This is a genomic window from Cryobacterium sp. Y62 (assembly GCF_002929785.1).
In the GTDB taxonomy this organism is placed as follows: domain Bacteria; phylum Actinomycetota; class Actinomycetes; order Actinomycetales; family Microbacteriaceae; genus Cryobacterium.
In genome coordinates this window covers 45470-71083 of record NZ_PJJK01000111.1, presented here as the reverse complement: position 1 = coordinate 71083, position 25614 = coordinate 45470, and the positions used below count along the sequence as shown (strand labels likewise).

At 64.3% G+C, this 25614-nt stretch carries 27 protein-coding genes; 13 read left to right on the top strand and 14 right to left on the bottom strand.

Annotated features, from left to right (window positions below):
• The first annotated feature begins 494 nt into the window (after positions 1 to 494).
• The 3 genes from CXY71_RS12340 (at position 495) to CXY71_RS12330 (ending at position 2897) form a co-directional block, all read left to right on the top strand.
• Positions 495 to 1400 (top strand): DMT family transporter, encoded by a 906-nt coding sequence (locus CXY71_RS12340; protein ID WP_104135933.1) that lies wholly within the window; start codon positions 495 to 497, stop codon positions 1398 to 1400.
• Positions 1401 to 1428: 28 nt separating this feature from the next.
• Complete coding sequence (locus tag CXY71_RS12335) at positions 1429 to 1875, top strand: chorismate mutase (RefSeq protein ID WP_104135894.1); 447 nt, start codon at positions 1429 to 1431, stop codon at positions 1873 to 1875.
• Between the two features lie 98 nt (positions 1876 to 1973).
• Positions 1974 to 2897, top strand: a complete 924-nt coding sequence (locus tag CXY71_RS12330) for an SDR family NAD(P)-dependent oxidoreductase (RefSeq protein WP_104135932.1) — start codon at positions 1974 to 1976, stop codon at positions 2895 to 2897.
• A 31-nt stretch (positions 2898 to 2928) separates the two neighbouring features.
• Here the strand turns inward: CXY71_RS12330 and CXY71_RS12325 are convergent, their stop codons facing one another.
• Both CXY71_RS12325 and purL read right to left on the bottom strand, forming a co-directional pair.
• Positions 2929 to 3150 carry a hypothetical protein gene (locus CXY71_RS12325; protein WP_104135893.1) on the bottom strand — a complete coding sequence of 74 codons (222 nt, stop codon included), beginning with the start codon at positions 3148 to 3150 and terminating at the stop codon, positions 2929 to 2931.
• Between the two features lie 188 nt (positions 3151 to 3338).
• Entirely contained in the window at positions 3339 to 5645 is a 2307-nt protein-coding gene (gene purL, locus CXY71_RS12320) for a phosphoribosylformylglycinamidine synthase subunit PurL (protein ID WP_104135892.1), read from the bottom strand.
• A 208-nt stretch (positions 5646 to 5853) separates the two neighbouring features.
• On the opposite strand from purL, the gene CXY71_RS12315 reads away from it, so the two are divergent.
• Both CXY71_RS12315 and CXY71_RS12310 read left to right on the top strand, forming a co-directional pair.
• On the top strand, positions 5854 to 6438 hold the full coding sequence (locus tag CXY71_RS12315; RefSeq protein WP_104135891.1) for a GNAT family N-acetyltransferase: 585 nt from the start codon (positions 5854 to 5856) through the stop codon (positions 6436 to 6438).
• Positions 6435 to 7250 carry a GNAT family N-acetyltransferase gene (locus CXY71_RS12310; protein WP_104135890.1) on the top strand — a complete coding sequence of 272 codons (816 nt, stop codon included), beginning with the start codon at positions 6435 to 6437 and terminating at the stop codon, positions 7248 to 7250. The genes CXY71_RS12315 and CXY71_RS12310 overlap by 4 nt, the downstream gene beginning before the upstream one ends.
• Before the next feature lie 731 nt (positions 7251 to 7981).
• Here CXY71_RS12310 and CXY71_RS22665 read toward each other — a convergent pair.
• From CXY71_RS22665 to CXY71_RS22075, 5 genes are all read right to left on the bottom strand, one after another.
• Complete coding sequence (locus CXY71_RS22665) at positions 7982 to 8308, bottom strand: hypothetical protein (RefSeq protein WP_368665885.1); 327 nt, start codon at positions 8306 to 8308, stop codon at positions 7982 to 7984.
• A gap of 48 nt (positions 8309 to 8356) precedes the next feature.
• Positions 8357 to 9652: an MFS transporter gene (locus CXY71_RS12290; RefSeq protein WP_104135889.1), complete on the bottom strand. Its 1296-nt coding sequence runs from the start codon at positions 9650 to 9652 to the stop codon at positions 8357 to 8359.
• A 12-nt stretch (positions 9653 to 9664) separates the two neighbouring features.
• On the bottom strand, positions 9665 to 10252 hold the full coding sequence (locus tag CXY71_RS12285; RefSeq protein ID WP_104135888.1) for a helix-turn-helix domain-containing protein: 588 nt from the start codon (positions 10250 to 10252) through the stop codon (positions 9665 to 9667).
• Between the two features lie 98 nt (positions 10253 to 10350).
• Complete coding sequence (locus CXY71_RS12280; RefSeq protein WP_368665884.1) at positions 10351 to 10737, bottom strand: GNAT family N-acetyltransferase; 387 nt, start codon at positions 10735 to 10737, stop codon at positions 10351 to 10353.
• A gap of 126 nt (positions 10738 to 10863) precedes the next feature.
• Positions 10864 to 11064 carry a hypothetical protein gene (locus CXY71_RS22075; RefSeq protein WP_233198510.1) on the bottom strand — a complete coding sequence of 67 codons (201 nt, stop codon included), beginning with the start codon at positions 11062 to 11064 and terminating at the stop codon, positions 10864 to 10866.
• Between the two features lie 375 nt (positions 11065 to 11439).
• Between CXY71_RS22075 and CXY71_RS12270 the strand changes: the two genes are divergently transcribed.
• The 4 genes from CXY71_RS12270 to CXY71_RS12250 all read left to right on the top strand — a co-directional run bounded on the left by CXY71_RS12270 (position 11440) and on the right by CXY71_RS12250 (position 15259).
• A complete protein-coding gene (locus CXY71_RS12270; protein WP_199184294.1) occupies positions 11440 to 11904 on the top strand; it encodes a cytidine deaminase in 465 nt (154 codons plus the stop codon).
• Between the two features lie 52 nt (positions 11905 to 11956).
• Positions 11957 to 12814: an alpha/beta fold hydrolase gene (locus CXY71_RS12265; protein ID WP_104135886.1), complete on the top strand. Its 858-nt coding sequence runs from the start codon at positions 11957 to 11959 to the stop codon at positions 12812 to 12814.
• A 90-nt stretch (positions 12815 to 12904) separates the two neighbouring features.
• Entirely contained in the window at positions 12905 to 13330 is a 426-nt protein-coding gene (locus CXY71_RS12260; RefSeq protein ID WP_233204612.1) for a hypothetical protein, read from the top strand.
• A gap of 561 nt (positions 13331 to 13891) precedes the next feature.
• On the top strand, positions 13892 to 15259 hold the full coding sequence (locus CXY71_RS12250; RefSeq protein ID WP_104135884.1) for an NAD-dependent succinate-semialdehyde dehydrogenase: 1368 nt from the start codon (positions 13892 to 13894) through the stop codon (positions 15257 to 15259).
• Positions 15260 to 15384: 125 nt separating this feature from the next.
• On the opposite strand, the gene CXY71_RS12245 is transcribed toward CXY71_RS12250, so the two are convergent.
• A complete protein-coding gene (locus CXY71_RS12245; RefSeq protein WP_199184293.1) occupies positions 15385 to 16977 on the bottom strand; it encodes an AMP-binding protein in 1593 nt (530 codons plus the stop codon).
• Between the two features lie 340 nt (positions 16978 to 17317).
• On the opposite strand from CXY71_RS12245, the gene CXY71_RS12240 reads away from it, so the two are divergent.
• Positions 17318 to 18076 carry a phosphonatase-like hydrolase gene (locus CXY71_RS12240; RefSeq protein ID WP_104135882.1) on the top strand — a complete coding sequence of 253 codons (759 nt, stop codon included), beginning with the start codon at positions 17318 to 17320 and terminating at the stop codon, positions 18074 to 18076.
• 2 nt (positions 18077 to 18078) lie between these two features.
• Positions 18079 to 19317 (top strand): alcohol dehydrogenase catalytic domain-containing protein, encoded by a 1239-nt coding sequence (locus tag CXY71_RS12235; protein ID WP_233204611.1) that lies wholly within the window; start codon positions 18079 to 18081, stop codon positions 19315 to 19317.
• A gap of 50 nt (positions 19318 to 19367) precedes the next feature.
• On the opposite strand, the gene CXY71_RS12230 is transcribed toward CXY71_RS12235, so the two are convergent.
• Complete coding sequence (locus tag CXY71_RS12230; RefSeq protein ID WP_104135880.1) at positions 19368 to 19829, bottom strand: DUF3817 domain-containing protein; 462 nt, start codon at positions 19827 to 19829, stop codon at positions 19368 to 19370.
• A 91-nt stretch (positions 19830 to 19920) separates the two neighbouring features.
• Between CXY71_RS12230 and CXY71_RS12225 the strand changes: the two genes are divergently transcribed.
• Together CXY71_RS12225 and CXY71_RS12220 are read left to right on the top strand one after the other, a co-directional pair.
• Positions 19921 to 20328 (top strand): hypothetical protein, encoded by a 408-nt coding sequence (locus tag CXY71_RS12225; RefSeq protein ID WP_104135879.1) that lies wholly within the window; start codon positions 19921 to 19923, stop codon positions 20326 to 20328.
• 241 nt (positions 20329 to 20569) lie between these two features.
• Positions 20570 to 21436 carry an EamA family transporter gene (locus CXY71_RS12220; RefSeq protein ID WP_199184292.1) on the top strand — a complete coding sequence of 289 codons (867 nt, stop codon included), beginning with the start codon at positions 20570 to 20572 and terminating at the stop codon, positions 21434 to 21436.
• 14 nt (positions 21437 to 21450) lie between these two features.
• Here CXY71_RS12220 and purQ read toward each other — a convergent pair whose 3' ends face one another.
• The 5 genes from purQ to kynA all read right to left on the bottom strand — a co-directional run bounded on the left by purQ (position 21451) and on the right by kynA (position 25554).
• Positions 21451 to 22146: a phosphoribosylformylglycinamidine synthase subunit PurQ gene (purQ, locus tag CXY71_RS12215; RefSeq protein WP_104135878.1), complete on the bottom strand. Its 696-nt coding sequence runs from the start codon at positions 22144 to 22146 to the stop codon at positions 21451 to 21453.
• A complete protein-coding gene (locus tag CXY71_RS12210; protein WP_104135877.1) occupies positions 22146 to 22430 on the bottom strand; it encodes a phosphoribosylformylglycinamidine synthase subunit PurS in 285 nt (94 codons plus the stop codon). Before CXY71_RS12210 ends, purQ begins: the two co-directional genes overlap by 1 nt.
• A gap of 84 nt (positions 22431 to 22514) precedes the next feature.
• Positions 22515 to 23807, bottom strand: a complete 1293-nt coding sequence (locus CXY71_RS12205) for a kynureninase (protein WP_104135876.1) — start codon at positions 23805 to 23807, stop codon at positions 22515 to 22517.
• A complete protein-coding gene (locus tag CXY71_RS12200) occupies positions 23804 to 24703 on the bottom strand; it encodes an amidohydrolase (RefSeq protein WP_104135875.1) in 900 nt (299 codons plus the stop codon). The genes CXY71_RS12205 and CXY71_RS12200 overlap by 4 nt, the downstream gene beginning before the upstream one ends.
• Positions 24700 to 25554 (bottom strand): tryptophan 2,3-dioxygenase, encoded by an 855-nt coding sequence (kynA, locus tag CXY71_RS12195; RefSeq protein WP_104135874.1) that lies wholly within the window; start codon positions 25552 to 25554, stop codon positions 24700 to 24702. Before kynA ends, CXY71_RS12200 begins: the two co-directional genes overlap by 4 nt.
• Positions 25555 to 25614: the final 60 nt, after the last annotated feature.

The following is a 25614-nucleotide window of genomic DNA, read 5'->3' as shown; positions in this document are numbered from 1 at the left end:
TTTCGACGCCGAGCAGAACGCCGAGGCCGACACCTCGCAGTAGGCGAGCCATTCGTCTTCGTGAGGGGGCCGCTGGGTGGCTAATTCAGGACGAGCGGGTCGAGCGGGCGTAGCTGCCCTGGAACCATGCGGGTTCCAGGGCGGCTGGTGTGCCCGTTTTCCTGAATTAGCCACCGAGGGGGTGCCGGTCGGCCGGCAGCCGCCTGGCGCGTCCAGGTGGCGAGGTCCCGCGGCGCTGGTGGCTAATTCAGGATGAGCGGGTCGGGCGGGCGTGGGCGCCCCCGGAACCATGCGGGTTCCTAGTAGCAAGTGGGCCGGATTTCCTGAATTAGCCACAGAGGGCGCGTGCTGGTCCGGCATCAGCTGCCATTGTTCGGCGCATTTCAGACGTTGCGCTCAGACGGCCGCGCGGCCGGTTGGGCCCGCTATAGGCTCGAACCGTGCCCCCAACGCCTGCCGCCAGCAAGACCCTCATCACCGTGCAATTTCTCGGGATGGGACTGATCTGGGGCTCCAGTTTTCTGTTCATGAAGGTCGCGCTCGACGGCGTCAGTTTCGGGCAGGTCGCTTGGTCCAGGCTCGTACTCGGCGGACTCACCCTCGGCCTGATCGTGCTTGTGAACCGGCCGCGCGTGGGCAATGGGCCGGTGCTGCCGCGCGAGCCCGTGGTCTGGCTGCACTTCTTGGTGATTGCGATCAGCGGATGTGTGATTCCCCACCTGCTGTTCGCCTGGGCCGAACAGTACGTGTCGTCGAGCCTCGCGAGCATCTACAACGCGGTCACCCCGATCATGACGGCGCTGATGGCGACCCTGGTGTTTCGAGTGGAGAAACTCGTGCGGGCGCAGGTCGCCGGAATCGTGGTCGGCATCAGCGGCGTCGTGGTGATCATCGGTCCGTGGCAGTATTCCTCCCTCACCGGCGATCTCTGGGGCCAGCTCGCCTGTCTCGGCGCCGCCATCTGCTACGGCTTCACCTTCAGCTATACCCGCCGCTTTTTGAGCGGTCGGCCAATTGCCGGCAGCACCTTCGCCTTTCTCAACATCGGCATTGCCGGGTTCATCATGCTGCTGCTCACCCCTGTGATCGCGTGGATCCCGGTGGCGCTCACCGTGCCGATCGTGCTGTGCCTGCTCGCGCTGGGCGCGCTCGGCACCGGCGTCGCCTACATCTGGAACATCAACGTGTTGCGTGCCTGGGGCCCGACCAACGCGTCCACGGTGACCTACGTGACGCCGGTCGTCGGCGTGATTCTGGGGGTGCTCGTGCTCTCCGAAACGTTCTCCTGGCACGAACCGAGCGGTGCGTTGCTGGTGCTCGTGGGCATCCTGCTGACGCAGAAACGGTTGCGGCTCGGGTGGTTCGGGGCGCGCGGTAGGGAGGCGGCGGCATCCGTGTGACGCGTGCAGCATGCATTATCGTGAAACCATGGCCGTACACGAGGAGTTACCCGCCGGCGCCGGCGCGGACGCGATTGACCAGCTGCACAGCATCCGCGAAAGTATCGACAATATTGACGCGGCGCTGATCCATCTGCTGGCCGAGCGGTTTAAATTCACCCAGCAAGTCGGCCGCCTGAAGGCTACCCACGGGCTGCCCGCCGCCGACCCGGCCCGCGAGCTGATGCAGATCGACCGCCTGCGCGGCCTCGCCGAAGAGGCCCACCTCGACCCGGCGTTCGCCGAGAAGTTCCTCAATTTCATCATCGCCGAGGTGATCCACCACCACGTAAAAATCGCCGGCGGAGACCCGGTCGTGCTGGGGCGCGCCGCTGGGGCTGCGGCCGGAGTTCCATCTGGGTCGGTGACTGTGCCCGCTGCGACGCAACCGGTGCCGCACCCGCCGACCGCGCATGCACCGAGCCCGGCGTCGTGATCGTGTGGCGGCCTGATCTCTTCTGTGAGAAGCGGCACCGGCGAAACTCGACCTGGCCAGGCTGGGCGCCGCGCCCTGGGCACAGTGTGGTCAGTAGCGTGAGCTGGGATCCGCGCTCCCTGCCCGACCAGAGCGGCAAGACCTTTGTAGTCACCGGCGCCAACGCGGGCCTTGGCTACTTCACCAGTGAGCAACTCGCTGGGGCTGGCGCACACGTCATTCTGGCCTGCCGCAACCTGATGAAAGCGGATGCCGCGGCGGCGGCCATCCGCGATCGCACGCCCGGGGCATCCGTTTCTGTGCTGCAGCTGGATGTATCAGACCTGCAGTCGGTGCGTGAGGTCAGCGAGACCATGCGGGCTCTGCCGCGTCTTGACGGTCTGATTCTGAACGCCGGAATCGTGCACCCGTCTGCGGACCGGCAGGTCAGCCTCGATGGCAACGAGCTCATCTTCGCGACGAACTTTCTGGGGCATTTTGCCCTCACCGCGGGCACCCTTATGGCGCTGCGCCGCACGCCCGGCAGCCGTGTGGTGTCGCTCGGGTCGCTGATTTCCCGGCTGATGGATTCCCCCCTCGACGATCTGCAGCTCGCCACGACCTACAACGGGTGGAAGGCGTACGCGCAGTCCAAGATTGCCATGCAGGTGTTCGGATTCGAGCTTGACCGGCGGTTACGCGCGAACGGTGCCGGAATGGTGCAATCGCTCGTGGCGCAGCCGGGATATTCCATCTCGGGGCTGACTCCGACCATTCCCGGTGTTAATAGGGTCTCGCCAATCAAGCGGGTGATTGACGGTGCGCAAACCGTGGTCGGCGCGCAGGGAAAGCACCACGGCGCCTGGTCGACCGTGCGAGCCGCTATCGACCCGGATGCCCACGGCGGCGACTACTTCGGCCCGCGCCTGCTCACCCGCGGCCGCCCCGTGCGCCAGCCCGCCACCCGCACCTCCCGCGACCGCGCCGTGGCCGCCAAACTCTGGGAGCGAGCCGAGACGCTCATCGGTGAGCCCTTCCTCTAATACGCCCCGCGAAAGCGGGTGAAGTGTTGCTTCAGCCACCTCGAAGCACCACTTCACCCGCTTCCGCGAGACGGGGCGGAGCGAGGAGCTCAGAGACCGGGCGCCAGTCGGCAGCACGGAGCACCGTTTCCACCTTGCGGATTGCCGTCGGTGCACGGCTGCACAGGTCTGCCATCGTGGCGAGCGGATGCTGCCGGCACACGAGCGCATCCCCGATTTGGATCAGGTCATCGAGTCCGAGAATAGTAGACAACGGGCACCAAGTGTCGACCGTACACGCGACGCGCAACCCTCACGAAACGCTAATCCTCGACTCGCGAGTCGTGGGGAAATCCCAGTGGCACGTTTCATGTCGCAGAGCATGCCCCCGATTCGTGGTGCGTGCCGGGTTATTCACAGGTCGACTGCGCAACCCATTTCGCGCGCAGTTGGGGAGAGAAGCTACGCGAAGGCGGCGGGGAGAGCAGACTGGTGACGATTACGCATGCCGGACAGGGAGGCTGAGAAGACGTCCTGCACCTCCAGGGCGTGCAGGGTAGCGTCGGTCACGCCGATGCGCAGCACCGGAATGTACCGGCCGGCACACAGACCGAGAAACTTCACGTCGTCTTCGCGCGGCACGCTTACGATGACTCGACCGGCCGACTCAGAGAACAGGGCAGTGGATGCGTCTACCTCGTCCCGATCCAGAATGTCACCCAGCCAGACCCGCGCGCCCACCCCGAATCGCATCACGGCTTCGGCGAGGGCCTGGGCGAGCCCGCCCTCGCTGAGGTCGTGCGCACTGTCGATGAGCGCTTCCTTCGCCGCGGCGTGCAGCAGTCCGGCGAGGGCCTTCTCGCGGCCGAGATCCACAACCGGCGGACGACCACCGAGGTGGTTGTGCACCACACCGGCCCAGGACGACCCGTCGAGCTCAAGCCGGGTCTCGCCGAGCAGGTAGATGTTGTGTCCGTCGTCCTGCCAGCCGCTCGGGATGCGGCGGGCGACGTCGTCGATCACGCCGAGCACGGCCACGACCGGGGTCGGGTGAATCGGCTGGTCACCGGTCTGGTTGTAGAACGAGACGTTGCCGCCGGTGACCGGGATCTCAAGCTCGAGGCATCCGTCGGCGAGGGCTGTGACGGCCTCACGGAACTGCCACATGACCTCGGGGTTCTCGGGGGAGCCAAAGTTGAGGCAGTCGCTGACGCCGGCTGGAACCGCGCCGGTCGCGGCGACGTTGCGATAGGCCTCGGCCAGGGCGAGCTGCGCGCCGCGGTACGGGTCGAGCTGGCAGTAGCGGCCGTTCGCATCCGTGGCGATCGCGAAGCCGAGGCCGCTCTCCTCGTCGACGCGGATCATGCCACCGTCGTCGGGAAAAGCCAGAGCAGTGTTGCCCTGTACGTAATGGTCGTACTGGTCGGTGATCCAGCTCGGGTCGGCGAGGTTCGGCGAGCCGAGCAGGTCGAGGAACTGCTCGCGCAGGGTCTCGCCGTCGAGCGCGCGCGGCAGCACGGCGGCGGTGTCGGCCTGCAGGGCGTCGATCCAGGTCGGGTAGGCGAGCGGACGCTCGTAGACCGGGCCATCGACGGCGACGGTGCGTGGCAGTACGTTGACGATTTCTTCGCCGTGCCAGTTGATGATCAACCGGCCGGTATCGGTGACCTCGCCGAGCACGCTGGTCTCGACATCCCACTTCTTCGTGACGGCGAGAAAGCCCTCGAGCTTTTCGGGTGTGACGATCGCCATCATGCGCTCCTGGCTCTCGCTCATGAGAATCTCTTCGGCGGTGAGCGTGGGGTCGCGCAGCAGCACCTTCTCGAGTTCGATGAACATGCCGCCGTCGCCGTTGGAGGCGAGCTCCGACGTCGCGCAGCTGATTCCGGCGGCTCCGAGGTCTTGAATGCCCTCGACGAGCTTGCCCGCGAACAGCTCGAGACAGCACTCGATCAGCACCTTCTCGGCGAACGGGTCGCCGACCTGCACCGCTGGTCGCTTGGTGGGCCCGCCGGCACTGAAGGTATCCGAGGCGAGAATGGATGCCCCACCGATGCCGTCGCCACCGGTGCGGGCTCCAAACAACACGACCTGGTTGCCGACGCCGCGGGCGTTGGCAAGGTGCAGGTCTTCGTGCCGCAGCACGCCGACCGACAGAGCGTTGACCAGCGGGTTGCCTTGGTAGACCCGGTCGAACACGGTTTCGCCGCCGATGTTGGGCAGGCCGAGACAATTGCCGTAGAAGCTGATGCCCGAGACCACGCCGTGCACGACGCGGGCGGTGTCGGGGTCGTTAATGTCCCCGAAGCGCAGGGCGTCCATGACAGCGACCGGGCGGGCACCCATCGAGATGATGTCGCGCACGATTCCGCCGACGCCGGTCGCGGCGCCCTGGAACGGTTCGATGTACGAGGGATGGTTATGCGATTCGATTTTGAAGGTGACGGCCCAGCCCTCGCCGACGTCGAGCACACCGGCGTTTTCGCCCATGCCGACCATGAGGTTTTTCTTCATGGCGGGGGTGACTTTCTCGCCGAACTGGCGCAGATACATCTTGGAGCTCTTGTAGGAGCAGTGCTCGCTCCACATGACGGAGTACATGGCCAGCTCGCCCGATGTTGGGCGGCGACCTAGAATTTCGCGAATCTTCGCGTACTCGTCGGCCTTGAGCCCGAGCGCCCCGTAGGGCTGCTCCTTCTCCGGCGTCGCAATGGCGTTGGAAACGGTGTCGGCGACGCCGTGGGAAGAGGTTTTGGAAACAGCGGTCACGTGTGGAATTCTCCCCGAGATAGCGGATGCTTGACCCGGCAAGTCTACCGGTCGCCTCGACCCCGTCCGCAGGCAGCGAACGGGCGATGGTGGGACGGCATTGAAACTCTGCGAATCACCTATGGCGCCGCGTGCGTGTTCGGGTGCCCTGGTCACTGTCCTCTTTGCGGGTTCGGATGATTTGAGTACCGTGTGGGAGCATTCATGAATGTCTGCGACTACTCGTCTCATATCCGTCAACGATGTAGAGCGACTTGCCGACCTTCAGCTAGCTGACCGGCCCTTCTTTGCTCCGTGGGACCCAGTCCGCGCGGATCCCTACTTCACGGTGGCCGGTCAGCAGGCGGAAGTCGAAAAAGCGCTCGCTCGGCAGAGCCGGGGCGAGGCCTTGCCACACGTGATTCTCGACGAGGATGCGCAGGTTGTAGGTCAGATCACGTTCAGTGGCATCACTTACGGCGCCTTTCAGTCGTGCAACATGGGTTACTGGGTCGCCCAAGAGAGCAACGGACGTGGCTATGCCACCGATGCAGTTCGAGCAATGACCGCGTTGGCATTCAAAGAGTTGGGCCTGCACAGGGTTCAGGCTGAGACACTGATCCCGAACGCGCGTTCTCAACGAGTCCTCGAACGCGTGGGCTTCGTGCGTTATGGAACGGCACCCGAATACCTGAAAATAGCGGGTCGGTGGCAAGACCACCTCATGTATCAGCTACTCACCGCACCCAGATCGCAGCGAACGGCGGTCGAGGGAACGATCTGCAACGCGGCCCACTTAGGCTCATCACGATGACAACGAAGACTCGGCTTCTGGCCCTGTACGACGCCCAGCTTCGACTGCAGGTGCCGGAGCACCCGCCGGCAGGACAGGAATTCCACAGCGACGGACGCCTTTTGCGCGTTGCAGGGCAGAACCGCGGCTTCATCGAGACCGCACAGACGCTGCACGTCGGCGGCGTGGCATTGGACCGCCTCATCATGGAAAATCGGGACTTCTTCGCCCGCCGGGGTGAAGCTGTGGAGTGGAAGACCAGGGGTCATGATCACCCGCCGGACATCCCTGAGCACCTCAAGAAAGCTGGCTTCATTCCAGAGGAAGTCGAGACCATCATGGTCGGCGACGCGGAGCTCATGGCCGTCGCTACGGTACTGCCCGAGGGGGTTGTGTTGCGAACGGTTCACGCGAGAAGCGACCTCGAGCGAATCTCACAGATGGAATCGGCAGTCTGGAACGAGGATTTCAGCTGGCTTGCGGACGACCTTTTCAAGCAGATAGAAGCCTCGCCGGACAACATTGTCGTTTTCTTCGCTGAAGCCGGCGACCACGTCGTTTCTGCCGCGTGGCTCATCGTCAAGGAGGGTACGGATTTTGCTGGGTTGTGGGGCGGTTCAACCCTTCCTGCGTGGAGAGGAAAAGGAATCTACAAAGCGCTCGTCGCGCGGCGAGCTCAAATCGCACATGATCGAGGTGTGAAGTACCTCCAGGTGGACGCATCCGACGACAGCGAACCCATCCTCAGGCGGCTCGGATTCAGTACTCTCACGACCACGACACCCTACGTGTGGACCCCGCATCGGCACGAAGCTGCCTCTCTGGCGCGCTGAGCCAGATCCCGACCGCCGTCCCCGTCGGAGGCGGGACAATGAGGGCATACGCCTTTACCTCTCGTCCTACGAGCTTGGTGAGAATCCTTGGGAGTTCACGGCCATGGTCCGCGGCAGTGGACACGGCCGGCTCATCATGAACGCTCTAGACGGGGCTGATCCTGAGGTGTTGCATCGGGAGACAGCCCGTCAGATTTCCTACCTCGCGGGCCCTGGGCTCGCAGGGAGTGAGCTCATTAGTTTGTGTGGCTCCGAAAACGGCACGTATCCCGCTTGCTTGTAAAGGCCGTGCGGATCCAGCGTGGAGAGAAGCATCCGCTGAGCTGACCAGTGTTGTCGTAGACCTCAAAATTCAGAGAGCCGTCGGCTGCACGCTGAACGGTCTCTAGGGAGCGACCAGGGGCCCAGAACTCATCCGTAGACAGCCAGTCGTGGACCTTGAGTAGATCGATCCAGCTCAGGATGGTGTCGACAGAGGTTCGGCCTACGGGCCAGTGTGAGCCAGCGTCGCAAAGCATTCGGCGCCCATGACGCTCCAAGCACACGACTGTGTGTTACTGCCCTCGGCCACCCGGATCAGCTCGTTGAAATCGAAGTCGTGGCGGCAGTGATCGACTGACCAGGCAGCACCAGAGAGGGTTCCTCCAAGGTCGTTGCGAGAGTGGGGAGGGCGCAATGCACGCCGCTACTTGCGGATTCCGGAGTGGAAAGTGAGCGCTCTTGCTAGAGCGCTAAATCTCGGACGGGCGTATCGAGCGGTAAGGCGGCTCGTGTCGCGATGTGTTCGAACGCGTCATGAACCGCTGAGAGTGCGGCCGTGCGATTGCAGACGTCCAGGTGTGCTGGTCCGTGCGTGACGATCGGTTCCAGAACGTCGTCGCCGACGAAGCGGGGCATTCCAAGATGTATGTGGAATAGGTGCGTGGTGAGGCGCCGAATTGGCGGTCTTGACCAAACGAGTCCGGTGATCCTCCGGTAGTGATGAGCAGAACTGCTTTGCGGCCGACCAGGACCGCTTGGTCGAAGAGGCCGTGATCGCCGCCAAAAACAGCTCCCATGACAAAGACTCGGTCGATCCACCCCTTGAGGATGGCCATGAGAGACCGTCATCCTTTTCTGATGGCCCCGACCCCCACGGCCGGGTGCCGTTCCATTTGTCGCCAAGCTCCTCCGGACAATGGACTCAGTGTGACGAGCGTGTAGACGATCGCGACGATGCCGAAGGCGACTGTTAGGCCGATCGTGTCAGCGGCGATGCCGCCGAGCAGGGCGCCGAATGGCACACCCGCCCACGCACCGGCGTTGATCAGGCCGAACACCCGGCCGCGCATGTGTTCGGGAACGCGTTCGAGTTCCACCGCGCCGAGGATCGGGTTGATCGCTCCAGCCGCCAGACCCGAGAGCGCGGTCATTGCGACGAGCACGGGCAGCGGCGCACCGACGGCGAAGGCGGCGCTCGATGGGCCGCCAGCCAAGGCGAAGCAGGCCGAGAGGGTCACGCGCCGGGGCATCCGGTGAGCGACGAAGCCGAAGGCCACGTTGCCCACCAGGGCGCAACCGCCCAGGACCGCGACCAGCAGGCCGAGCGCGGCGGCGCCGCCTAAATGATCGTTCGCGTACAGGGGCATCAGGGTCGACCCGCGTGCGGCGTCGAGCAGGTTTGTGACCAGCACGAGGCCAACGACCAACCGCATCAGCGGGTCGTGGAGGACGAAGCGGAAGCCTTCGGCCAAGTCGGCCCAATAGGAGGTGTGGGATGCGTCAGCACTTTCGTTGCTGAGCCTGGCGGCGGCGGGCGCGGCTGCCACGAACGCCCAGGTCAACAGCGCCGAAACGGCGAATGTTGCCGCGTTGACGAAGAGGGCCACGACCGGTCCCAAAAGCGCGACGAGAAGCCCGGCGATTGTGGCGCCGATCAGCTTGGCTAAACGCTCAGAACCGTCGAGGAGCCCGACACTCTGCTCGATTCGCACGCCCGCCCGCATCGTCAGCCCGGGCAGCATGACGCGTCGGGCGGTCTGGCCCGGGGTGTCGAGAAGTCCGCCCGCGAACACCAGGATGAGAAGCGCCCAAAATGGCAGCCCTACTGTCAGCGCCAGCACCGGCATGGCCAGAACGGTGGCGCCACTCACGAGGTCCGCAACGATCGCCGCTTGTCGGTGACCCACTCGGTCGACGACGACCCCGCCGAGCGCCCCGCCGACCACGACCGGGGCGGTGGCGAAGAATGCCGCGATTCCCACCTCGACGCCCGACCCGCCGAGTGCGAGAACGTAGAAGGGGATGGCGAAGGCCGTGATCACGTTGCCCGTTTGTGAGATCGCGTGGGCGGCCAGCAACGCCGAGAGGGCGCCGGTTTCGCGACGGTCGCGAGGCCGCGCATCCTTGACATTCCTCCTCATCGGCGGTCTTAGTCAGGGACGGCGATAGGCCTGGTAGACGAGCACCACGTGCTCGGCGCCATCGGCCGTGGCGGAGTTGTGGGCGACGCTCGCGTCGACCCAACGGTCGACGAAGGCTTCGAGCTCGGCCCGCATAGTGCCCAGCTCGTCGACGGTGAGACGAAGACTCCGGTCACCGCTGGCGCCGGCGGCGACCCAATCACGCGGCAGGGTAGGTGTCGCGTCGATGTAATCGGTGAAACGGGCGGCGTAGGCCTGGGCAATGGACTTCTGCAGAACAGAGGACGCCGCCAGCTTGTCGGGGTCGTCGAGCAGATCGGCGGGCTCCCAGCTAGTCAGAAGGGTCATGGCCTTCCACCAACGTTCGCGGTGGTCGGCTCTCTGAGCCTCAGCGGGCTCGATCAGGGCGATAGAAGCAAGCTTTCCGAGGTGGTAACTGATTGTGCCGGGGGCCTCAGCGACGATGTCACCGAGCTGGGTGGCCGTCTGCGGGCCGCGCTCGCGAAGCAGACCGAGCAGACGTAGCCGGGTCGGATGCGCGAGAACCCGCATGGAGGCAGCCGAGCTGAGCGTGGTGCGTGAAGCGTCGCGGCGGGTCATACCGATAAAGCTATAAGAGCAACAGTTATTGCGCAATAGTCGTTGCGCAATAACTGTTGCGCAATAACTGTTGCTTACTTTTCCCCCCGCTCCGGCAGTCAACGTCGTTCGAGGAGTCGACTCCAGGCGACCTCGCGTTGGAGCTGTCCGGTTTCAGAGAAGAAGAGGCGCACCTGATGCGTTGACGCGAGCGCAACCGCGAGCTCGTCGCTATCTGCTGAAACAAATCCGACTTTCTGCCAGAACGGGCCAGAACGTCGACTAAAAAGCCAGGCTCGACCTGCTCCTGCTCCTGCTCCTGCTCCTGCTTCGGCTGCGCGATCAAGAGCAAAGCGTGCCAATGTGAGGCCCACGCCCTGACCACGAAAGGCCGGATCCACGGCCACGCTGCGGTCACTTTCTGTGTCACGGGCGGTCCACAACTGTACAGAGGGCGAATCGAGCCCGCTGAGAGTGAGATCAGCGACGCGGAGGGACTCGGTCACGGCCTTCAGATCTTGGGGAGTCGAAGGGGTCAGTGGGAGTATTTTTCCACGATATCGGTTGCGAAAAGCGGAGCCAGCCCAACTGTCAAGAGGGCCTCATGCGTTCAGCAGATAGTCTTTTGTAAGCTACACGCCGGGGTCGACGATGCGCTCCATCCACGTCTTCGGGGTGTTCAAAGCGGTGAACCCGAGATTAAAATACAAGCCGTGTGCATCGTTGGTCGAGAGGGCGATGCGCCTCAGGCCCAGAGGATCGCATTCCTCGAGGATCCCCGCAATGGGCCTTGCCAATGCCGTGACCGCGAACTGCTGGGTCAACGGAGACATGGCAGAGCCAGGCAAGCATGACACCGTCGGTGATTACGCGCGCGTAGGCGACCTGCCTGTTGGACACGGTCTCGTACACCCCGAAGTTGCGTGAGCTTTCAATCGCTGCGTCCTGCCGTGCGCGTGATCGCACGGGCGCCCAATAGGTTTGCGCGCTGATCCAGCGCTGATCCAGCGGTGAACCTAGTCACGATCGATCTCCGAAACGTCGGATGAGGACCGATAGTTTACATTCATCATCCCGTCTAATCGTGTTGACACAGGTTGTGCTGCGACCGGTCATCCGCCCGCCCGCCCGCCGAAGCTAGTGCGCTGGTCCGGTAAACCGATGCGGGTCCGTCGTTGCGATTCGCCTTGATCCGTAGGATTGCCCTCATGTACGCCGCTGCTGAACTTGAAGTTCCGACCGCCGAAGACATTGAGCTCATCGAGCTCGCCCGGCGGGCGATCGACGCGAACACGGATGCTGGCCCTTATGAAGACGGCGCGCACACGATGGGCGCGGCCGTTCGTGACGCGGACGGGCGCATGTTCGCCGGGGTCAATCTGTTTCACTTCACGGGTGGACCGTGCGCCGAACTGGTCGCGCTCGGCGCCGCTCGCGCGAACGGGGGGCGAGGCATCACGACAATCGTGGCCGTTGGCAATCACGGGCGCGGTGTTGTCGGCCCGTGCGGGCGGGACCGGCAGGTTCTATTTGACTACTACCCCGGTATCCGGGTGCTGCTCCCGACCGCCGCGGGAGTGCGCGTCGTCGCCATCGAGACCCTGATGCCGTTTGCCGCCGCGTGGAGCATGGACAGTGGCGTTCAACAATTCGATGAGGAGCGTTTTCGTTGACGTTGGCTGCGAACAAAAAGAGGTGGCTCCAGGGTTCCTGTAGCGTCGAGCCATGCCCCGCTACGAAAGCTCCGACGGTTTCGCGCTTCACTACGATGACATTGCGCGTGCCGATGCCGCATTTCCAATCATCCTCCTAGCCGGAGGCGCGGCCCGCCACCCCAGCTACCTGGGCGACCTGGCCGGACTCAGCGATAAGCACCGGCTGATCGTGCCTCACCTGCGCGGCGTCGGTCTGACCACAGCGCCCAGTTCGGCGGAGCGCGGGTCGTGGTGGGGGCAAGCTGACGACGTGGAGCAGCTCCGTGTTCATCTGTGCCTGGAGCGCGTTGTGCTCGTCGCCCACTCGGCCGGAACAAGGCTGGCCATCGCGTACGCCGCGCAATTTCCGCACCTCGTTGCCGCCTTGGTGCTGATCACCCCGCCGGCAGAATACTTGGTTGAAGAGCCGCCGGACGCTGACACTCTCATCGAGAAACGGCGCGGAGACTCCGCTTTCGACGCGGCACTGTTGGCCTTGCACGCCGGGCCGCAAACATCCGATGACGATGCTTTCAACGCCTGGCAGCAGAACTCAGCAGCCGTTGGTTACGCCAATTGGGATGACGCGGAACAATCGCACGCCAAAATCGGACGCTGGAGCTTTGCCGCCGCGACGGCATTTTTTGACGTCGTTCCACCACACGACATCGCGGCACGGCTAGGCGAGATGACGGCCCCTGTGCTGGTGATTTCTGGGACAGAGGACTGCCTCGTGGGCCTTGCACCAGTGCGGGCGCTGGCACATTTGTTTCCCGCGGGAGCCTCCGCGACGGTCGAAGCGTGCGGACACTATCCGTGGGTTGAGCAGCCAGCAGCATTCCGGCGCATTATCGATACGTTCCTTGATCGGGCGGACAAGTCCACTTAGCAGCTCCAAACTATTGACGTGGCTTCAGTCGCGGAGATCCCGTCTTACGCTTATTTTATTCGTCCCCTAAGCGGCCGCTAAGGTTGCGGAATGGATATAACTCAGCGACGGCAGTATCGGTGGGCGGCCGGGTTGCTCCTTGTTCAGGGTGTGCTTATGGAAGGGGTCGTTTTCATTGGAGTTCTTGTTCTCCTCGTTCTCAAAATCCCGCAGGCATCTATTGCCGAACATGCCTATGTTTTCGCCCTTCCTTATTTGCAAGACAATCTCTATCTCATAATGGCTATGAGCGGGATTTTCGCGGTCCTACGAGTCCTCGGGGCGGTCGGGCTGCTGCGGAACCAGCTGTGGGGACTAGGGCTTTCCCTCGTCAATTGCATCGTGACGCTAATATTGATGGTCTTTTTGCTGCCCGCCGGCCTCTTAGATGGGGTGTTGTCGGGTACCGCGCTTGTGCTGATACTCTTCGCCTGGCTCGGTCATGCTCCAGACGGACAACCACGGCCCATTTTTTAAGTGCAATATCTAGCCAGCGCATTCAATAGCGCGCCGCCATCTGTAGCGGACATAACGATAATGACATCAACAAGCCGCAACTCGATCCTCACCGTGATCCGCCGGAGCGAACGTAGCATCGTCAGTCGAAAATTTTAGGGCTGGATCGACAACAGCTCCGACCTCGACGTCCCACCGCTGGTACTGCGCAGTTTTGGCGACCTCTCCGTTCCGATCGCCCTGTCGCGGGAGTTCGTGGATGCCCACACTGGCCTGGTCGAGCTCGTCATGCCACCCCCAGCGCCGCACACACTTGCCTGGAACAGGAGCCCCAGTTTGTGGGACTCGGCTCTCTTCGATTGGCTGCATCGCGTACAGGTTTCGAGAAGTCTCTGGCGCAGCTCGGAATAAGGTCCAGAGCCAACGCTTGGTCTGCAGCTGCCCGTCATTAGAAGACAGCACGCGCTGAAACTAGCGCCTCAACTCCACTGGCCTCCTTAGCCTTGACAATTTCCGCGAACATGATTGGCTCGTATTACGTGATTTCCTCCGGACCAGTAGCCCCGTGAAAGGAGGTGGCTCGTGAGCCACCACGCCGTTATCAACCCCGCCACAGGCGAGACCATCAAGACGTACCCCCAGATTTCGAGTGATGAACTCGAGCAGGTCATCGCATCGGCGGACGGGGCGCACGTCAACTGGTCACGGAATTCCTCGACAGACGAGCGGGCCGCACTCCTGCGCAGGGTTGGTGATTTACATGAGGAGCGCCGCGACGAGCTTGCGGCCATGATCGTGCGCGAGATGGGTAAGCCTGTCGATCAAGCGCTCGGCGAGGTCGACTATGCCGCCGACATTTACCGGTACTACGCCGACAACGCGCAGGAATTTCTGAAGGACGAACCAATCACCCTTCTCAGCGGCGAGGGTTCCGCGTTCATGCGCTCCAAATCGCTCGGTGTGCTTATCGGTGTCATGCCGTGGAATTTTCCGTATTACCAGGTTGCACGCTTCGCCGCACCGAACCTCATGACGGGCAACACGATCATCCTCAAGCATGCGTCGCAGTGCCCGGAGTCGGCCGCGGCGATTGAGCAAATCTTTCACGACGCAGGCTTCCCGGCTGGCGCCTATACCAATGTGTACGCGGACAGCGAGCAGGTCGCCACGATCATCGCCGACCCGCGGGTGCAGGGCGTCTCCCTCACCGGTTCGGAGGGCGCCGGCGCGGCCGTTGCCGAGGTGGCCGGTCGCCACCTCAAGAAGGTCGTGCTGGAGCTGGGCGGATCAGACCCGTTCATTCTGCTAAGCACCGACGACATGGCCGCCGCCGTGGATGCCGCCGTTGCCGGTCGCCTCCGCAATGGCGGGCAGGCTTGCGACGCCGCCAAGCGATTCATCGTGATCGATGGACTTTACGATGAGTTCACGGAGAAATTCACCGCCGCCATCCTGGCATGCTCTCCCAGCGACCCGACCGTCCCCGGGGCAGACTACGGACCCCTTTCGTCCCTCGGCGCGGCCGAGCACCTCGAGGAGCAGGTCGAGCGCGCAGTCGCGCAGGGAGCGACGCTGGCGCGCACGGGCAAACGGTCTGGCACCTTCTACCCATCGGCCGTGCTCACCGACGTCACACCAGACAACGACACGTACCATGAGGAGTTCTTCGGCCCCGTCGCATTCGTCTACCGGGCAGTCTCAGAAGATGACGCCGTCACCCTCGCAAACGACACTCCCTTCGGTCTGGGCTCTTACCTGTTCACGACCGATCCCGAGCAGGCACTGCGAGTTGCTGACCGCATCGAGGCCGGCATGGTCTACGTCAACCTCGTTGACGCCGGCAGCGCAGAGCTGCCGTTCGGCGGGGTGAAAAGAAGTGGCTTCGGGCGCGAACTCGGACGCTTCGGTGCCAGCGAGTTTGTGAACAAGAAACTCATCCGCATCGGCTGACCCATCGCCGACCTCGGCGGCCGACGCGGTGATTGCGGTTGGCCGCCGATTTTGGGGCGGCAGTGCACCACACCTCAGGCTGACTGGTAGGAGCCCGCCACCGGCGCTCGTCGGGGGCGTGGCGGCTAAACCGCCACTGCACGCTCCTGTGCGCGCAGGTCCTTACGCAGAATCTTGCCGGAGGCCGACTTCGGAATTACCTCGATGAACTCGACTGCGCGCACCTTTTTATGTGGGGCGACCCGCTCGGTCACGTACGCCATGACCTCCTCGGCCGTGACAGCAGACTCAGCCACGGTGACGACGAAGGCTTTCGGTATCTCCTGGCCGTCGGCATCCGCTGCCCCGATCACTGCCGCATCAGCGATCTGCGGGTGGGTGAGCAGCAGCGCCTCGAGTTCGGCGGGCGCGATCTGGTAGCCCTTGTACTTGATCAGCTCCTTGCTGCGGTCGACGATGGTCACCTCGCCGAGGGCGCTCACCGTGGCGATGTCGCCGGTGTGCAGAAACCCGTCGGAGTCGATGGTCTCGCGGGTGGCCTGCTCGTTGTTCAGGTAGCCAAGCATCACGTTGGGGCCGCGCACGAGCAGTTCTCCGGGCTCGCTCACCCCCTCTGAGGGCATCTCGATCTCCTCGCCGGTTGCGGTCGAAATGAGCTTGCAGTCCATGTTCGGCACGGTCACCCCGACCGAGGCTCGCGAGAGGTGCGACGCGTCGATCGGAATCAGGTGGCTCACGGGGCTGACCTCGGTCATGCCGTAGCCCTGCAGAATGCGGCAGTCCAGTCGCGTGGCGACGGCCGCGGCGAGGCTGCCGTCGAGCGGCGCTGCACCCGAGAGCATGGTGTGCACGCTCGACAGGTCGTAGCTTTCGACGAGTGGATGCTTCGCCACGGCGACCGCAATCGGCGGCGCGATGAAAACATAGCTGCAGCGGTGATCTTGAATCATTCGTAGAAATTCGACGAAGTCGAACTTCGCCATCGTTACGAGGGCGGCCCGCTGTTTGAAGGCGAGGTTGAGCAGAACCGTCATTCCATAGATGTGGTAAAACGGCAGCAGTGCGAGCACCTTGTCCTCGGCCACGACGCCGATCAGGTCCCGCGCTTGCTGCACGTTCGCGACCAGGTTGCGGTGGCTGAGCATGACGCCCTTGGGCGCCGCCGTGGTGCCCGACGAGTACGGTAGAACCGCCACGTGCGTGGCTGGGTCGATGCTCAGAGCGGGCGGGGCTGCATCCGCTCGTAAGAGATCAGCCAGCGACAAATGCCCGGGCTCGCCATCGATCACCACGATCGACTCCGTCGCCAGGCCGGCAGCGTGCGCTGCCGAGAGAGCGCCGGGCAGCAAAAGAGAGACGGTCACGAGCCAAGTTGCGCCGGAATCGACTAGCTGGCGCGCAATATCCTCGGGCGTATAGAGCGAGTTGATGGTGGTGACCGTGGCGCCGGCGCGCAGAATGCCATGGAAGACGGCGGTGAACTCCGGTGTGTTGGGGCAGAGCAGGCCGATGACCGTGCCGGGGCCGACGTCTTGGGCCGAGAGAGCGCCAGCCACTCGGCTGATCTGGTCGACCAGGGTGCGATAGCTAAGTGCCGCGCCCGTGACTCCGTCAATCACCGCGGTGCGCTCGAGCTCGGCTTCGGTCAAATCGTCGAACAGAAAATCGAAAATGCTGAGGTCGGGAATCTCGACTGGAGCGTAGGGGCTCGTGAACACGGTGATCTCCTTTGATCGGGTGCGGCGATTTACGATACCGCTCGGGGTTGGCGCGAAACTGTGCATGTCACGAAAGTGTCGGTCGAGGCGTCAGGTGTAGCTGGCGCGTTCACCGGCAGGTGGCGCGGTGACCGAGTGCCACGGAGCCCAATTGCCATGGCGCGTTCACCTGCCGGTTACCCGGGTTGCCTTGGCTGTTGGCGTGGTCTGTCTACCGTTGCAGAACGACCTGGCCGCGCCTGGCGTCGGCCACCACCGGAATCGGGATGACAACCGGCCTCGACGAGCACGTCATTTCTACTGTCAGCGACTCACCGATCACCTCCCTGAAAGGCACTTCATGAGTACTGCACCGCTCTCTTTCGACCTGGACTCAAACCTGGACCTCGATGATTTCGATCCGGACGACGTCGAGGTTGAACTCGTCGTCTTTGACATGGCCGGCACGACCGTGAGCGATGACGGCCTCGTCGAGCGGGCCTTCGTGCTGGCAGCGCAACGCAGCGGCATCGCCGACACCGCCGACGCCTTGGACGAGGCCGTCGCCTTCGTGCGGGAAACTATGGGCCAGTCCAAGCTTGATGTCTTTCGCGAACTCACAGACACCGAAGAGGCGGCCGTAGCAGCCACCAATGTTTTTGAAACCGCCTATGGCGAACTTGTCGAGCGGGTCGGGGTGACGGCGGTCGACGGCGCGGCCGACCTGTTTCAGGAGCTGCGCGACAACGGCCTGAAAGTTGCCCTGGTTACCGGTTTTTCCCGTGCAACCCAGGACATGCTGATTAACGCGCTCGGCTGGAGCGATCTGATCGACGTGAGCCTGTGCCCGGCCGAAGCCGGTCGCGGCCGCCCCTATCCTGACTTGCCGCTCACCGCCCTGTTGCGCACCGGAACGTCCAGCGTCGCCGCGATGGTCGTCGTGGGAGACACTGCCAGCGACATGCTGTCCGGGCTGAGCGCGGGTGCTGGCCTCGTGGTCGGCGTGCGCACGGGCACCCATGACACCGAGACCCTTGAGGTTGCCGGGGCTGACGTGGTCATTGACAGTGTGGCCGACCTTGCCGAGTTGCTCGGCCTGCGTGAGGAAACGATCGAGTAGTCATGTTGCAATCCGACCCGCACTCAAGGCCACCGTCGACGGACGGGATGCTGTCGACCGCTCCTGGGGATGCACTGCCGCTGAGCGGCTACCGGCTCGGCCGCGAGATCGTGCTGCCGCGCGCTGCCGAGGCGATGGTCTGGTCGGGAGTCGGCCTGCCGCTGGAGTGCGTGGCGGTGCCAGGAGTGCTACTGCGTCCCGGTGACGTGCTGGTCGAGGTCGAGTTGGTGACGGTTTGCAGATCCGACGTGCATGCGGCGTTGGGTCACCGCCCGGCCGCGAAGCCGCTAGTGCTCGGCCACGAGCAGGTCGGCCGCATCGTCGCGACCGGCGACCAGGCATATGCCGCAAATGGAATACCTCTGCGGGTGGGGCAGCGCGTGGTGTGGTCGGTCATCGTGAGCTGTGGAACGTGCCCGTGTTGCCGTCGCGGAGTCCCGCAAAATTGCCGCGAGCTGGCGAAATACGGTCACGAACGGATGCAGCGGGGCTGGGAACTCAGCGGCAGCTTCGCCACCCACGTGCAGGTGCGTGCCGGCACGGCGATTGTGGTGGTGGACGAGCAGGTTCCGGCGTCGGTTCTAGCACCGGCCTCCTGCGCGACCGCGACGGTCGTCGCCGCGCTGGCAGCGGCGTCCGCTCTGGTGCCGCTGGCCGGAGCCACGGTGCTGCTGACCGGTGCGGGGATGCTCGGGCTGACGGCCTGCGCCATGGCGACGGACGCCGGTGCCCTCGTGGTCGTGACCGACCCGGATGCTGCGCGCCGACAGCTTGCACTGGCCTTCGGTGCTGCCGCCGTTGCTGACCCGAGTGCACCCTGCGAGTCGCCGACCGGGGTGGCGAGCGTGCTCGCGGCGCTGCAGGATGCCGGTGCGGCCGAGCCGACGATTGCCCTGGAACTGAGCGGTGCCGGAACGGCGATACAGACCGTCATTGACCTGATCGGCATCGGCGGAGTTGTCGTGCTGGTCGGGAGCGTTTCGCCGGGCGAGCCGGTGCTGCTCGACCCGGAGTCGATGGTGTGCCGCCTGATCACGCTGCGCGGTGTGCATAACTACACGCCGGCCGATCTGCAGCAGGCGGTGACCTATCTCAGCGGCGGCTGGCATCGGCATCCGTTTTCGGCGCTGGTGGGTACGACGTTCCCTCTCGAGAAAGCGGATGCTGCTCTCGCGCTGGCCGCAACCACCCACCACCCCCGCGTCGGCATCACGCCGCAGCAGCCGGCGATGCTCGGCTGACCTCGCTGCGAAAGCACCCCTCAGTCGACCGGGCGCTGCCCCGAAAGAGGCTAGCTGGCGCCGCCGGGTGGGCCAAGTGTGAGCAGCGTGGCCATGATCGACACCAGGGCGACCGCCATGGCAGTCACGAGCAGCACCGGGCGGGCCAGTGCCCAGCGCAACAGAGCGCTCACCCGGGTCTGGTCACGGGGATCGTCGGTGCGAGTACGGCGCCAATCGCCGTCGAGCAGGCCATTCTTCTCTAGCCCGCGGTCAAGGAAGATCGTGACAAACGGAACAATCGCGGTGACCATGGCGATCGCGGTGAGCTTCGGGCCCCAGTGCTGGTTGGCGCCGACGAACCCGGCCGTCAGCCCGAAGGCGATGAAGACGAGGCCGTGCAGGAACCCGCCGATCTGCACCCCGAGCTCACCGACCTGCAGCACATATTTCATGAGCATTCCGGCGATGAGCAGCGTCCACGTGATGGCTTCGGCAATGGCGACGGAACGAAACAGCAGGCGCGGGGTCATGGTGACTTTCGACTCGGGGCGGGCAGGGGGATGTCCATCGTCGCAGTCGTGTCTGAACAGGCGCCGCAGTCCTGAGCGTTCGCCGCAAAACATGCAGAACTCCTTCCCGAACTCGCAGGTCGGAACGGCCACCGCCTCGAACAACTACTTCCGCCAGATTGGTGCCTCCATCGGCTCTGCCGTGGTCGGCAACCTGTTCGCCGCACGTCTGACCGAGGTGTTGACCGAGCGGATGCCCGCCGGTGCTGCCGGCGCGGTCAACTCGTTCACCCCGGCCATGGTGCGCGACCTTCCCGAGGCCGCCCGCCAGATCATCATCGGCGGCTACAACGACGCACTGACCGGTCTTCCTCTGTCTAGTGCCGCTCATCATGGTCGCGGTCATCCTGCGCTGCTTCGTCACCGAGAAGCCGCTCGCCACCGCAATCGAGCACGACCTACTGACCGAGACCCTCGACACGGATGGTGCAACTCACGCTTGCCCGGAGGCTGCGGCTGAGCCGGTAGCATCCGCTCGACCGGGCGTGCCGGCGAAGTAACCGCAAGTACGTCGATCGTGGCCCCTGGGTCATGAGTGCCCTCACAGCTCTTGAACCAGGGGACATCGCCATGCCCGCGCGAGACACAGGCAGCAAACGGCAGCATGACGGGTGCCGACCGCCGTCGAGCGGTTGCTGCCCGCGCTGCTACCGTGATCGTATGCGCACGCCTTCGCTCCGCCCCGACCTCTCGGACGCGGCGTGATCGGAATCGTGCTCGCCCTCGTCTCGGCCGCGGCCTACGGCATGAGCGACTTTCTTGGCGGCATTGCATCCCGCCGCGTGGCCGCATTGCGGGTCGTACTCCTGTCGTATCCGATCTCGACCGTGATCATCGCCATCGTCGCGGCTTTCGTCGACGGCGAGTTCTCGTGGCCGTCGATGCTGTTCGGCGCGGCGTCCGGCCTGGTGATGGCCTTGGCCATGTGGTGGTTCTACATCGCCCTCGCCGAGGGTCCGATGAGCATAGTGTCGCCACTGACCGCCGTGATCGTTGCCGGCATTCCGGTCATTGTGGGTGTGCTGATCGGGGAGCGGCCTTCGGTCATCTCCTACGCCGGAATTGCGCTGGCGATCGTCGCGGTGATCTTGGTGAGCCGGGAGCCGAAAGGTGTCGCGGACCACACCGTTTCTGGGGCCGATGCTCCGCGGTTCACCCGCCGGGTGGGCTGGTTCACGGTAGGATCCGGCGTCTGCTTCGCCCTGAGTTTTGTCTTCACGCACCAGATCGAGGTCGGCACCGGGCTGTGGCCGCTGGTCGTGGCGCGCACCGTGGCATCCGTTATCGTCATCGCGGTGGCGACCGGAACCCGGCAGTTGGGCAGGCCGCCGCTGACGATTCTCTGCTTCGCCGTACTCGTGGCGATGCTCGATGTCATTGCCACGATCACGCTGCTCTACGCACTTCAGGGTGGCTTGCTGTCGCTGGTGTCGGTGCTCGTGTCGCTCTACCCGGCCGTGACCGTGCTGCTCGCGGTGCTCGTGCTTAAGGAACGGGTCGGTCGCTGGCAGGTCGCCGGCATGGGCCTCGTCCTGGTCGCGGTCGTCGCCATAGCGGCCAACGGCTAGCTGCACGATTGCGCTTACGCGCCGACGAGCGCCCGCGCGATCACCGAGGTAAAGAAAACGAGGCCGTCGACGCCGCTGGCCATCGCCGCGTCCGTGTCGGGTCCGAAGCCAGCCTCGACAGCGTGCTCGGGGTGCGGCATGAGGCCGACGACGTTGCCGCGGGCATTGGTTACTCCGGCAATGTCGTTTAGCGAGCCGTTCGGGTTGTCGAGGTAGCGAGCCACGATGCGGCCTTCACCCTCAAGCGCTTTGAGGGTCTCGGCCGAGGCCATGAATGAGCCCTCGCCGTTCTTGAGCGGAATGACGATTTCGGCGTTGGCTTCGAAACCGTTGGTCCAGTCGCTCGCGTTGTTCTCAATGCGCAGGCCCTGGTCCCGGCAGATGAAGCGGCCCTTGTCGTTCCGAATGAGTCCGCCGTCGAGCAGGTGGGCTTCGGTGAGCATCTGGAATCCATTGCAGATTCCGAGCACCGGCATGCCCTTGTTGGCCGCGTCGATGACCTCGGTCATGATCGGTGAGAGGCTCGCGATGGCCCCGGCCCGCAGGTAATCGCCGTAGCTGAAACCGCCGGGCAGTACCAGCGCGTCGACGCCGTGCAGGTCGTGGTCGCCGTGCCAGAGGGCGACAGCGTCGGCGCCAGCCAGGCGAATCGCGCGCGCGGCGTCACGATCGTCGAGCGAGCCAGGAAAGGTGACGACGCCGATCCGCATCAGGCGACCGCTGTCGAGGGGGCGTCCTGCACGTGGATGCCGACGACATCCTCGATCACGGAATTGGACAGCACGCTGTCGGCGAGCTCGCGCACGGCGGCGAGGGTCGCGGCATCCGTTTCACCGTCGAGGGAAATCTCGAAGCGCTTGCCGACGCGCACACCGGTGACGTTGGCCAGCGCTGACTGGGTCTGGCCGAGGCGACCGAGGGCGCCGGCGACGGCCTTGCCCTGGGGGTCAAGCAACTCAGCCTTGGGCATTACTTCGACGACGATCGTTGGCACAGGGCACTCCGCATACAGTCTGGGGCTATTAGTCGTGGCAAATCACTACAATTCTACAGGTCGAGCCCGACCGGGCCCGCCGGTTTACTGGCTCAGCCCGCTTTGGCCGAGCAGAATGCCACGCAGCACGTCACGCACGGCGGCCAGGCCGTCGTAGGTTTCGACAAAGCTCGTACTGAGCGGTGCCAACCCGAGCCGCAGCCCGTTTGGGGCACGAAAGTCGGGAATCACATCGTTGTCCCACAGAATCCTGGTCACCTGACGCATGAGCGGATGGTTGATCGTCACGTGGCCGCCGCGATGCGTTTGCTCCCGCGGCGACGCCACAGTGACGCCCATGGGCGTAAGCCACTCGTCGACCAGGGCGATTGCGAACTCGGTCAGCGCCACCGACTTCGCGCGCACCGACTCGATCGTCGCCTCGTCGAGAATGGCGATCACGTCCTGCATCGCGAGCATGCCCAGCACGGCGGGTGTCCCGCTCATGAATCGACGGATACCGGTGGCCGGCCGATACTCCGGCCCCATTTCAAAGATGGCCTGCGCTCCCATCCAGCCCTGAATCGGCTGGGTCAGCACATCCTGCAGGTCACTCTTGACGTAGCCGAAGGCCGGCGCGCCGGGCCCGCCACTCAGGTACTTGTAGGAGCAGCCGACCGCGAGGTCGACGTCGCAGAGGTCGAGCTGTACCGGAACCGAGCCGACCGAATGGCTCAGGTCCCAGAGCACGAGCGCGTCGTGTTCGTGGGCGATGGCGGTGGTCGCCCGCATGTCGGCGAGGTAGCCGGAACGGTAGGCGACATGGCTGAGCAGCACCAGCGAGGTCTGCGGCCCTACGACCTGGCGCACCTGCTCGGTTGTGACGCCACCCTCCGGATCGGAGTCGATCCAGCGCAGCGTGAGGCCACGCTCCCGCGCGATGCCCTCGAGAATATAGCGGTCGGTGGGGAAGTTATCGCTGTCGACCACGATCTCGGTGCGGTTCGGGCGGGAATCTACCGCGGCGCGGGCCAGTTTGTAGAGCAGTACGGTCGTCGAGTCACCGACAAACACCTGTCCGGCGGCCGCGCCGAGGCAGGCCCGGCCGAGGTCGTCGCCGATCTGCAGGGGCAACTCCATCCACTGCTCGTCCCAGCCGCGAATGAGTCGCGTGCCCCAGTCTTGCTGCAGAAAGTTGGCGATGCGTTCGGCGCTCGCCCGCAATGGGCGACCGAGCGAGTTGCCGTCGAGGTAAGAACGGGGGTTGGCGGTCTCCGGGCCGGCGTCGGTGCCGAGAAAACGGCCGCGGTAGTGCGCCAGGCCGTCGATGCGGTCCATTCGGCGCGCGAAGGTGAGCTGGGCGTCCAGGCCGGTTGCTCCGGCAAGGGTGGGCGTCATTCGAGTACCTCGAGTTCTGAGGGGGTGAGGGCGCGGGCGCTGCCGAGCCACTCGGTAAATTCGTCTGGATCGCGTGGGCGCTCGCCCGGAATGAAGGTAACCCGCGTGTCGGCGAGGGCCAGACCGAGCGGTGCCCGCGGGCACAGGGCGGCCAGGACGTCGTCTGTGGTCAGTCCGGCGCCGAGCAGGGCGCTGATCTCCCGACGGTTGATGCCGAGTGGGAGCGGCCCGTTGCCGAGGTCGGTGCCGTAGAGCACCCGACCGCCATTGCAGTGAAACCGGCGCAGATTGTCACTGGCAAGGTCGAAGGCGTCGGTCTGCGTGCCCCAGCCGTGAACGTCGAGGGTGCTGATCCAAGTCATGCTGGTCGCCATCGCGGTCAGAAGGTCGTCGGCGAGGTGTTCCGAGAACGGCGTGTGCGCGAACGCATCGACTCCCGCAGCGAAGGCCCGATCGGCCTGCCCGGCGCCCTCGGCGTGCGCCACGACCGGTAGGCCGAGTTCGTGGGCCCGACCGATTGCTGCGGCCAGCGCCTCGGTGTTCAATACCGGACCGGCCACGGAATTCAGCGTGACCTTCAGAACGGATGCCCCCGCCGCGGCCTGCAGATCGACCGCAGCCGCAGCATCCGCGGCTGTTGCAGCCTCGCTGCACCAATCGGGTTCGGCCCAACCGGACTGGCTCGGGTAGCCGCCCGGCGCCGTGAGGAATTGGTGGGCATATGCGATATCGGGCATGGATCTGCTTGGGGTGGCTGGTGCCCACCCGCCCAGGTCGATCACCCGGGCGATGCCGCCGTCGACCAGCTGGCCCGGATCAATCAGGGCTAGGTGCACGTGGGCGTCGAGAAAGCCCCGATAGATCGCACCCCGCCCGTGCAGAAAATGGCCGGTCACGCGCCGATCTCCGTGCGCACCGCAAACAGCTCCGGAAAGAACGTGAGTTCGAGGGCCTTGTGCAGAAAAGCCGCGCCGCTCGAACCGTCGGTGCCGTGCTTCATTCCGATGATGCGCTGCACGGTCTTCAAGTGGCGAAAGCGCCAGAGTTGAAAGTTGTCTTCGAGGTCCACGAGTTCTTCGCACGCCTCGTAGGCGGCCCAATTCTCGGAAGCGTTCTCGTATATTCCGCGAAAGGTATGCACGAGTTCGGGGTTAAACGTCCAGGCCTCGGTGACGTCGCGGCCGAGGATGGCGGCCGGAATGTCGAAGCCCGCGCGGTGCAGGTAACGCAGAAATTCGTCGTACAGGCTCGGTGCCTCGAGCATGTCGGTTAGCAGTGCGTGTGCCGGGGCATCTGCTTCAAAGACCGTGAGCATGCGGCGGTTCTTGTTGCCGAGGGCGAATTCGACCGCACGGTACTGGTACGACTGAAACCCGCTCGAATTACCGAGAAAGTGCCGAAACTGCGTGTATTCAGTCGGGGTGAGGGTAGCGAGCACCGACCATTGCTCGGTCAGCGTGCGCTGGATGTGTTTGACCCGGGCAATGCCCTTGAGGGCCGGTGCGAGTTGATCCTGGCGTAGCGCTTCGATGGCTGCACGAAGCTCATGCAGCACGAGCTTGAGCCACAGTTCGGTGGTCTGGTGCGCAATGATGAACAACAGCTCATCGTGGTGTTCCGGAACGCTGACCGGATTCTGCGCATGGAGCAGTGTGGGCAGATCAAGGTAGGCCCCATAGCTCATCTTCTCTCGAAAATCGGTGACGATCTCGGGGTCAAACTCGCGGGTGTTGTTTTTAAGGGTCATGGGTTCCGTTCGGCTCGTTCAAATTGTGCGCAGGTTGCGGCGGCGGGCGCAACACCGGGG

Excerpts from the sequence above, each read along its gene's own strand:
- CXY71_RS12230 (WP_104135880.1), bottom strand. The coding sequence starts at position 19,829 with ATGACCCCGCGCCTGCTGTTTCGTTCCGTCGCCATTGCCGAAGCCATC.
- CXY71_RS12260 (WP_233204612.1), top strand. The coding sequence starts at position 12,905 with ATGGATATAACTCAGCGACGGCAGTATCGGTGGGCGGCCGGGTTGCTC.
- CXY71_RS22075 (WP_233198510.1), bottom strand. The coding sequence starts at position 11,064 with ATGTCTCCGTTGACCCAGCAGTTCGCGGTCACGGCATTGGCAAGGCCC.
- CXY71_RS12290 (WP_104135889.1), bottom strand. The coding sequence starts at position 9,652 with ATGAGGAGGAATGTCAAGGATGCGCGGCCTCGCGACCGTCGCGAAACC.
- CXY71_RS22665 (WP_368665885.1), bottom strand. The coding sequence starts at position 8,308 with ATGGGAGCTGTTTTTGGCGGCGATCACGGCCTCTTCGACCAAGCGGTC.
- kynA (WP_104135874.1), bottom strand. The coding sequence starts at position 25,554 with ATGACCCTTAAAAACAACACCCGCGAGTTTGACCCCGAGATCGTCACC.
- CXY71_RS12270 (WP_199184294.1), top strand. The coding sequence starts at position 11,440 with ATGTACGCCGCTGCTGAACTTGAAGTTCCGACCGCCGAAGACATTGAG.
- CXY71_RS12235 (WP_233204611.1), top strand. The coding sequence starts at position 18,079 with ATGTTGCAATCCGACCCGCACTCAAGGCCACCGTCGACGGACGGGATG.
- CXY71_RS12310 (WP_104135890.1), top strand. The coding sequence starts at position 6,435 with ATGACAACGAAGACTCGGCTTCTGGCCCTGTACGACGCCCAGCTTCGA.
- CXY71_RS12285 (WP_104135888.1), bottom strand. The coding sequence starts at position 10,252 with ATGACCCGCCGCGACGCTTCACGCACCACGCTCAGCTCGGCTGCCTCC.
- purQ (WP_104135878.1), bottom strand. The coding sequence starts at position 22,146 with ATGCGGATCGGCGTCGTCACCTTTCCTGGCTCGCTCGACGATCGTGAC.
- CXY71_RS12205 (WP_104135876.1), bottom strand. The coding sequence starts at position 23,807 with ATGACGCCCACCCTTGCCGGAGCAACCGGCCTGGACGCCCAGCTCACC.
- CXY71_RS12265 (WP_104135886.1), top strand. The coding sequence starts at position 11,957 with ATGCCCCGCTACGAAAGCTCCGACGGTTTCGCGCTTCACTACGATGAC.
- CXY71_RS12340 (WP_104135933.1), top strand. The coding sequence starts at position 495 with ATGGGACTGATCTGGGGCTCCAGTTTTCTGTTCATGAAGGTCGCGCTC.
- CXY71_RS12225 (WP_104135879.1), top strand. The coding sequence starts at position 19,921 with ATGCAGAACTCCTTCCCGAACTCGCAGGTCGGAACGGCCACCGCCTCG.
- CXY71_RS12240 (WP_104135882.1), top strand. The coding sequence starts at position 17,318 with ATGAGTACTGCACCGCTCTCTTTCGACCTGGACTCAAACCTGGACCTC.
- CXY71_RS12335 (WP_104135894.1), top strand. The coding sequence starts at position 1,429 with ATGGCCGTACACGAGGAGTTACCCGCCGGCGCCGGCGCGGACGCGATT.
- CXY71_RS12315 (WP_104135891.1), top strand. The coding sequence starts at position 5,854 with ATGTCTGCGACTACTCGTCTCATATCCGTCAACGATGTAGAGCGACTT.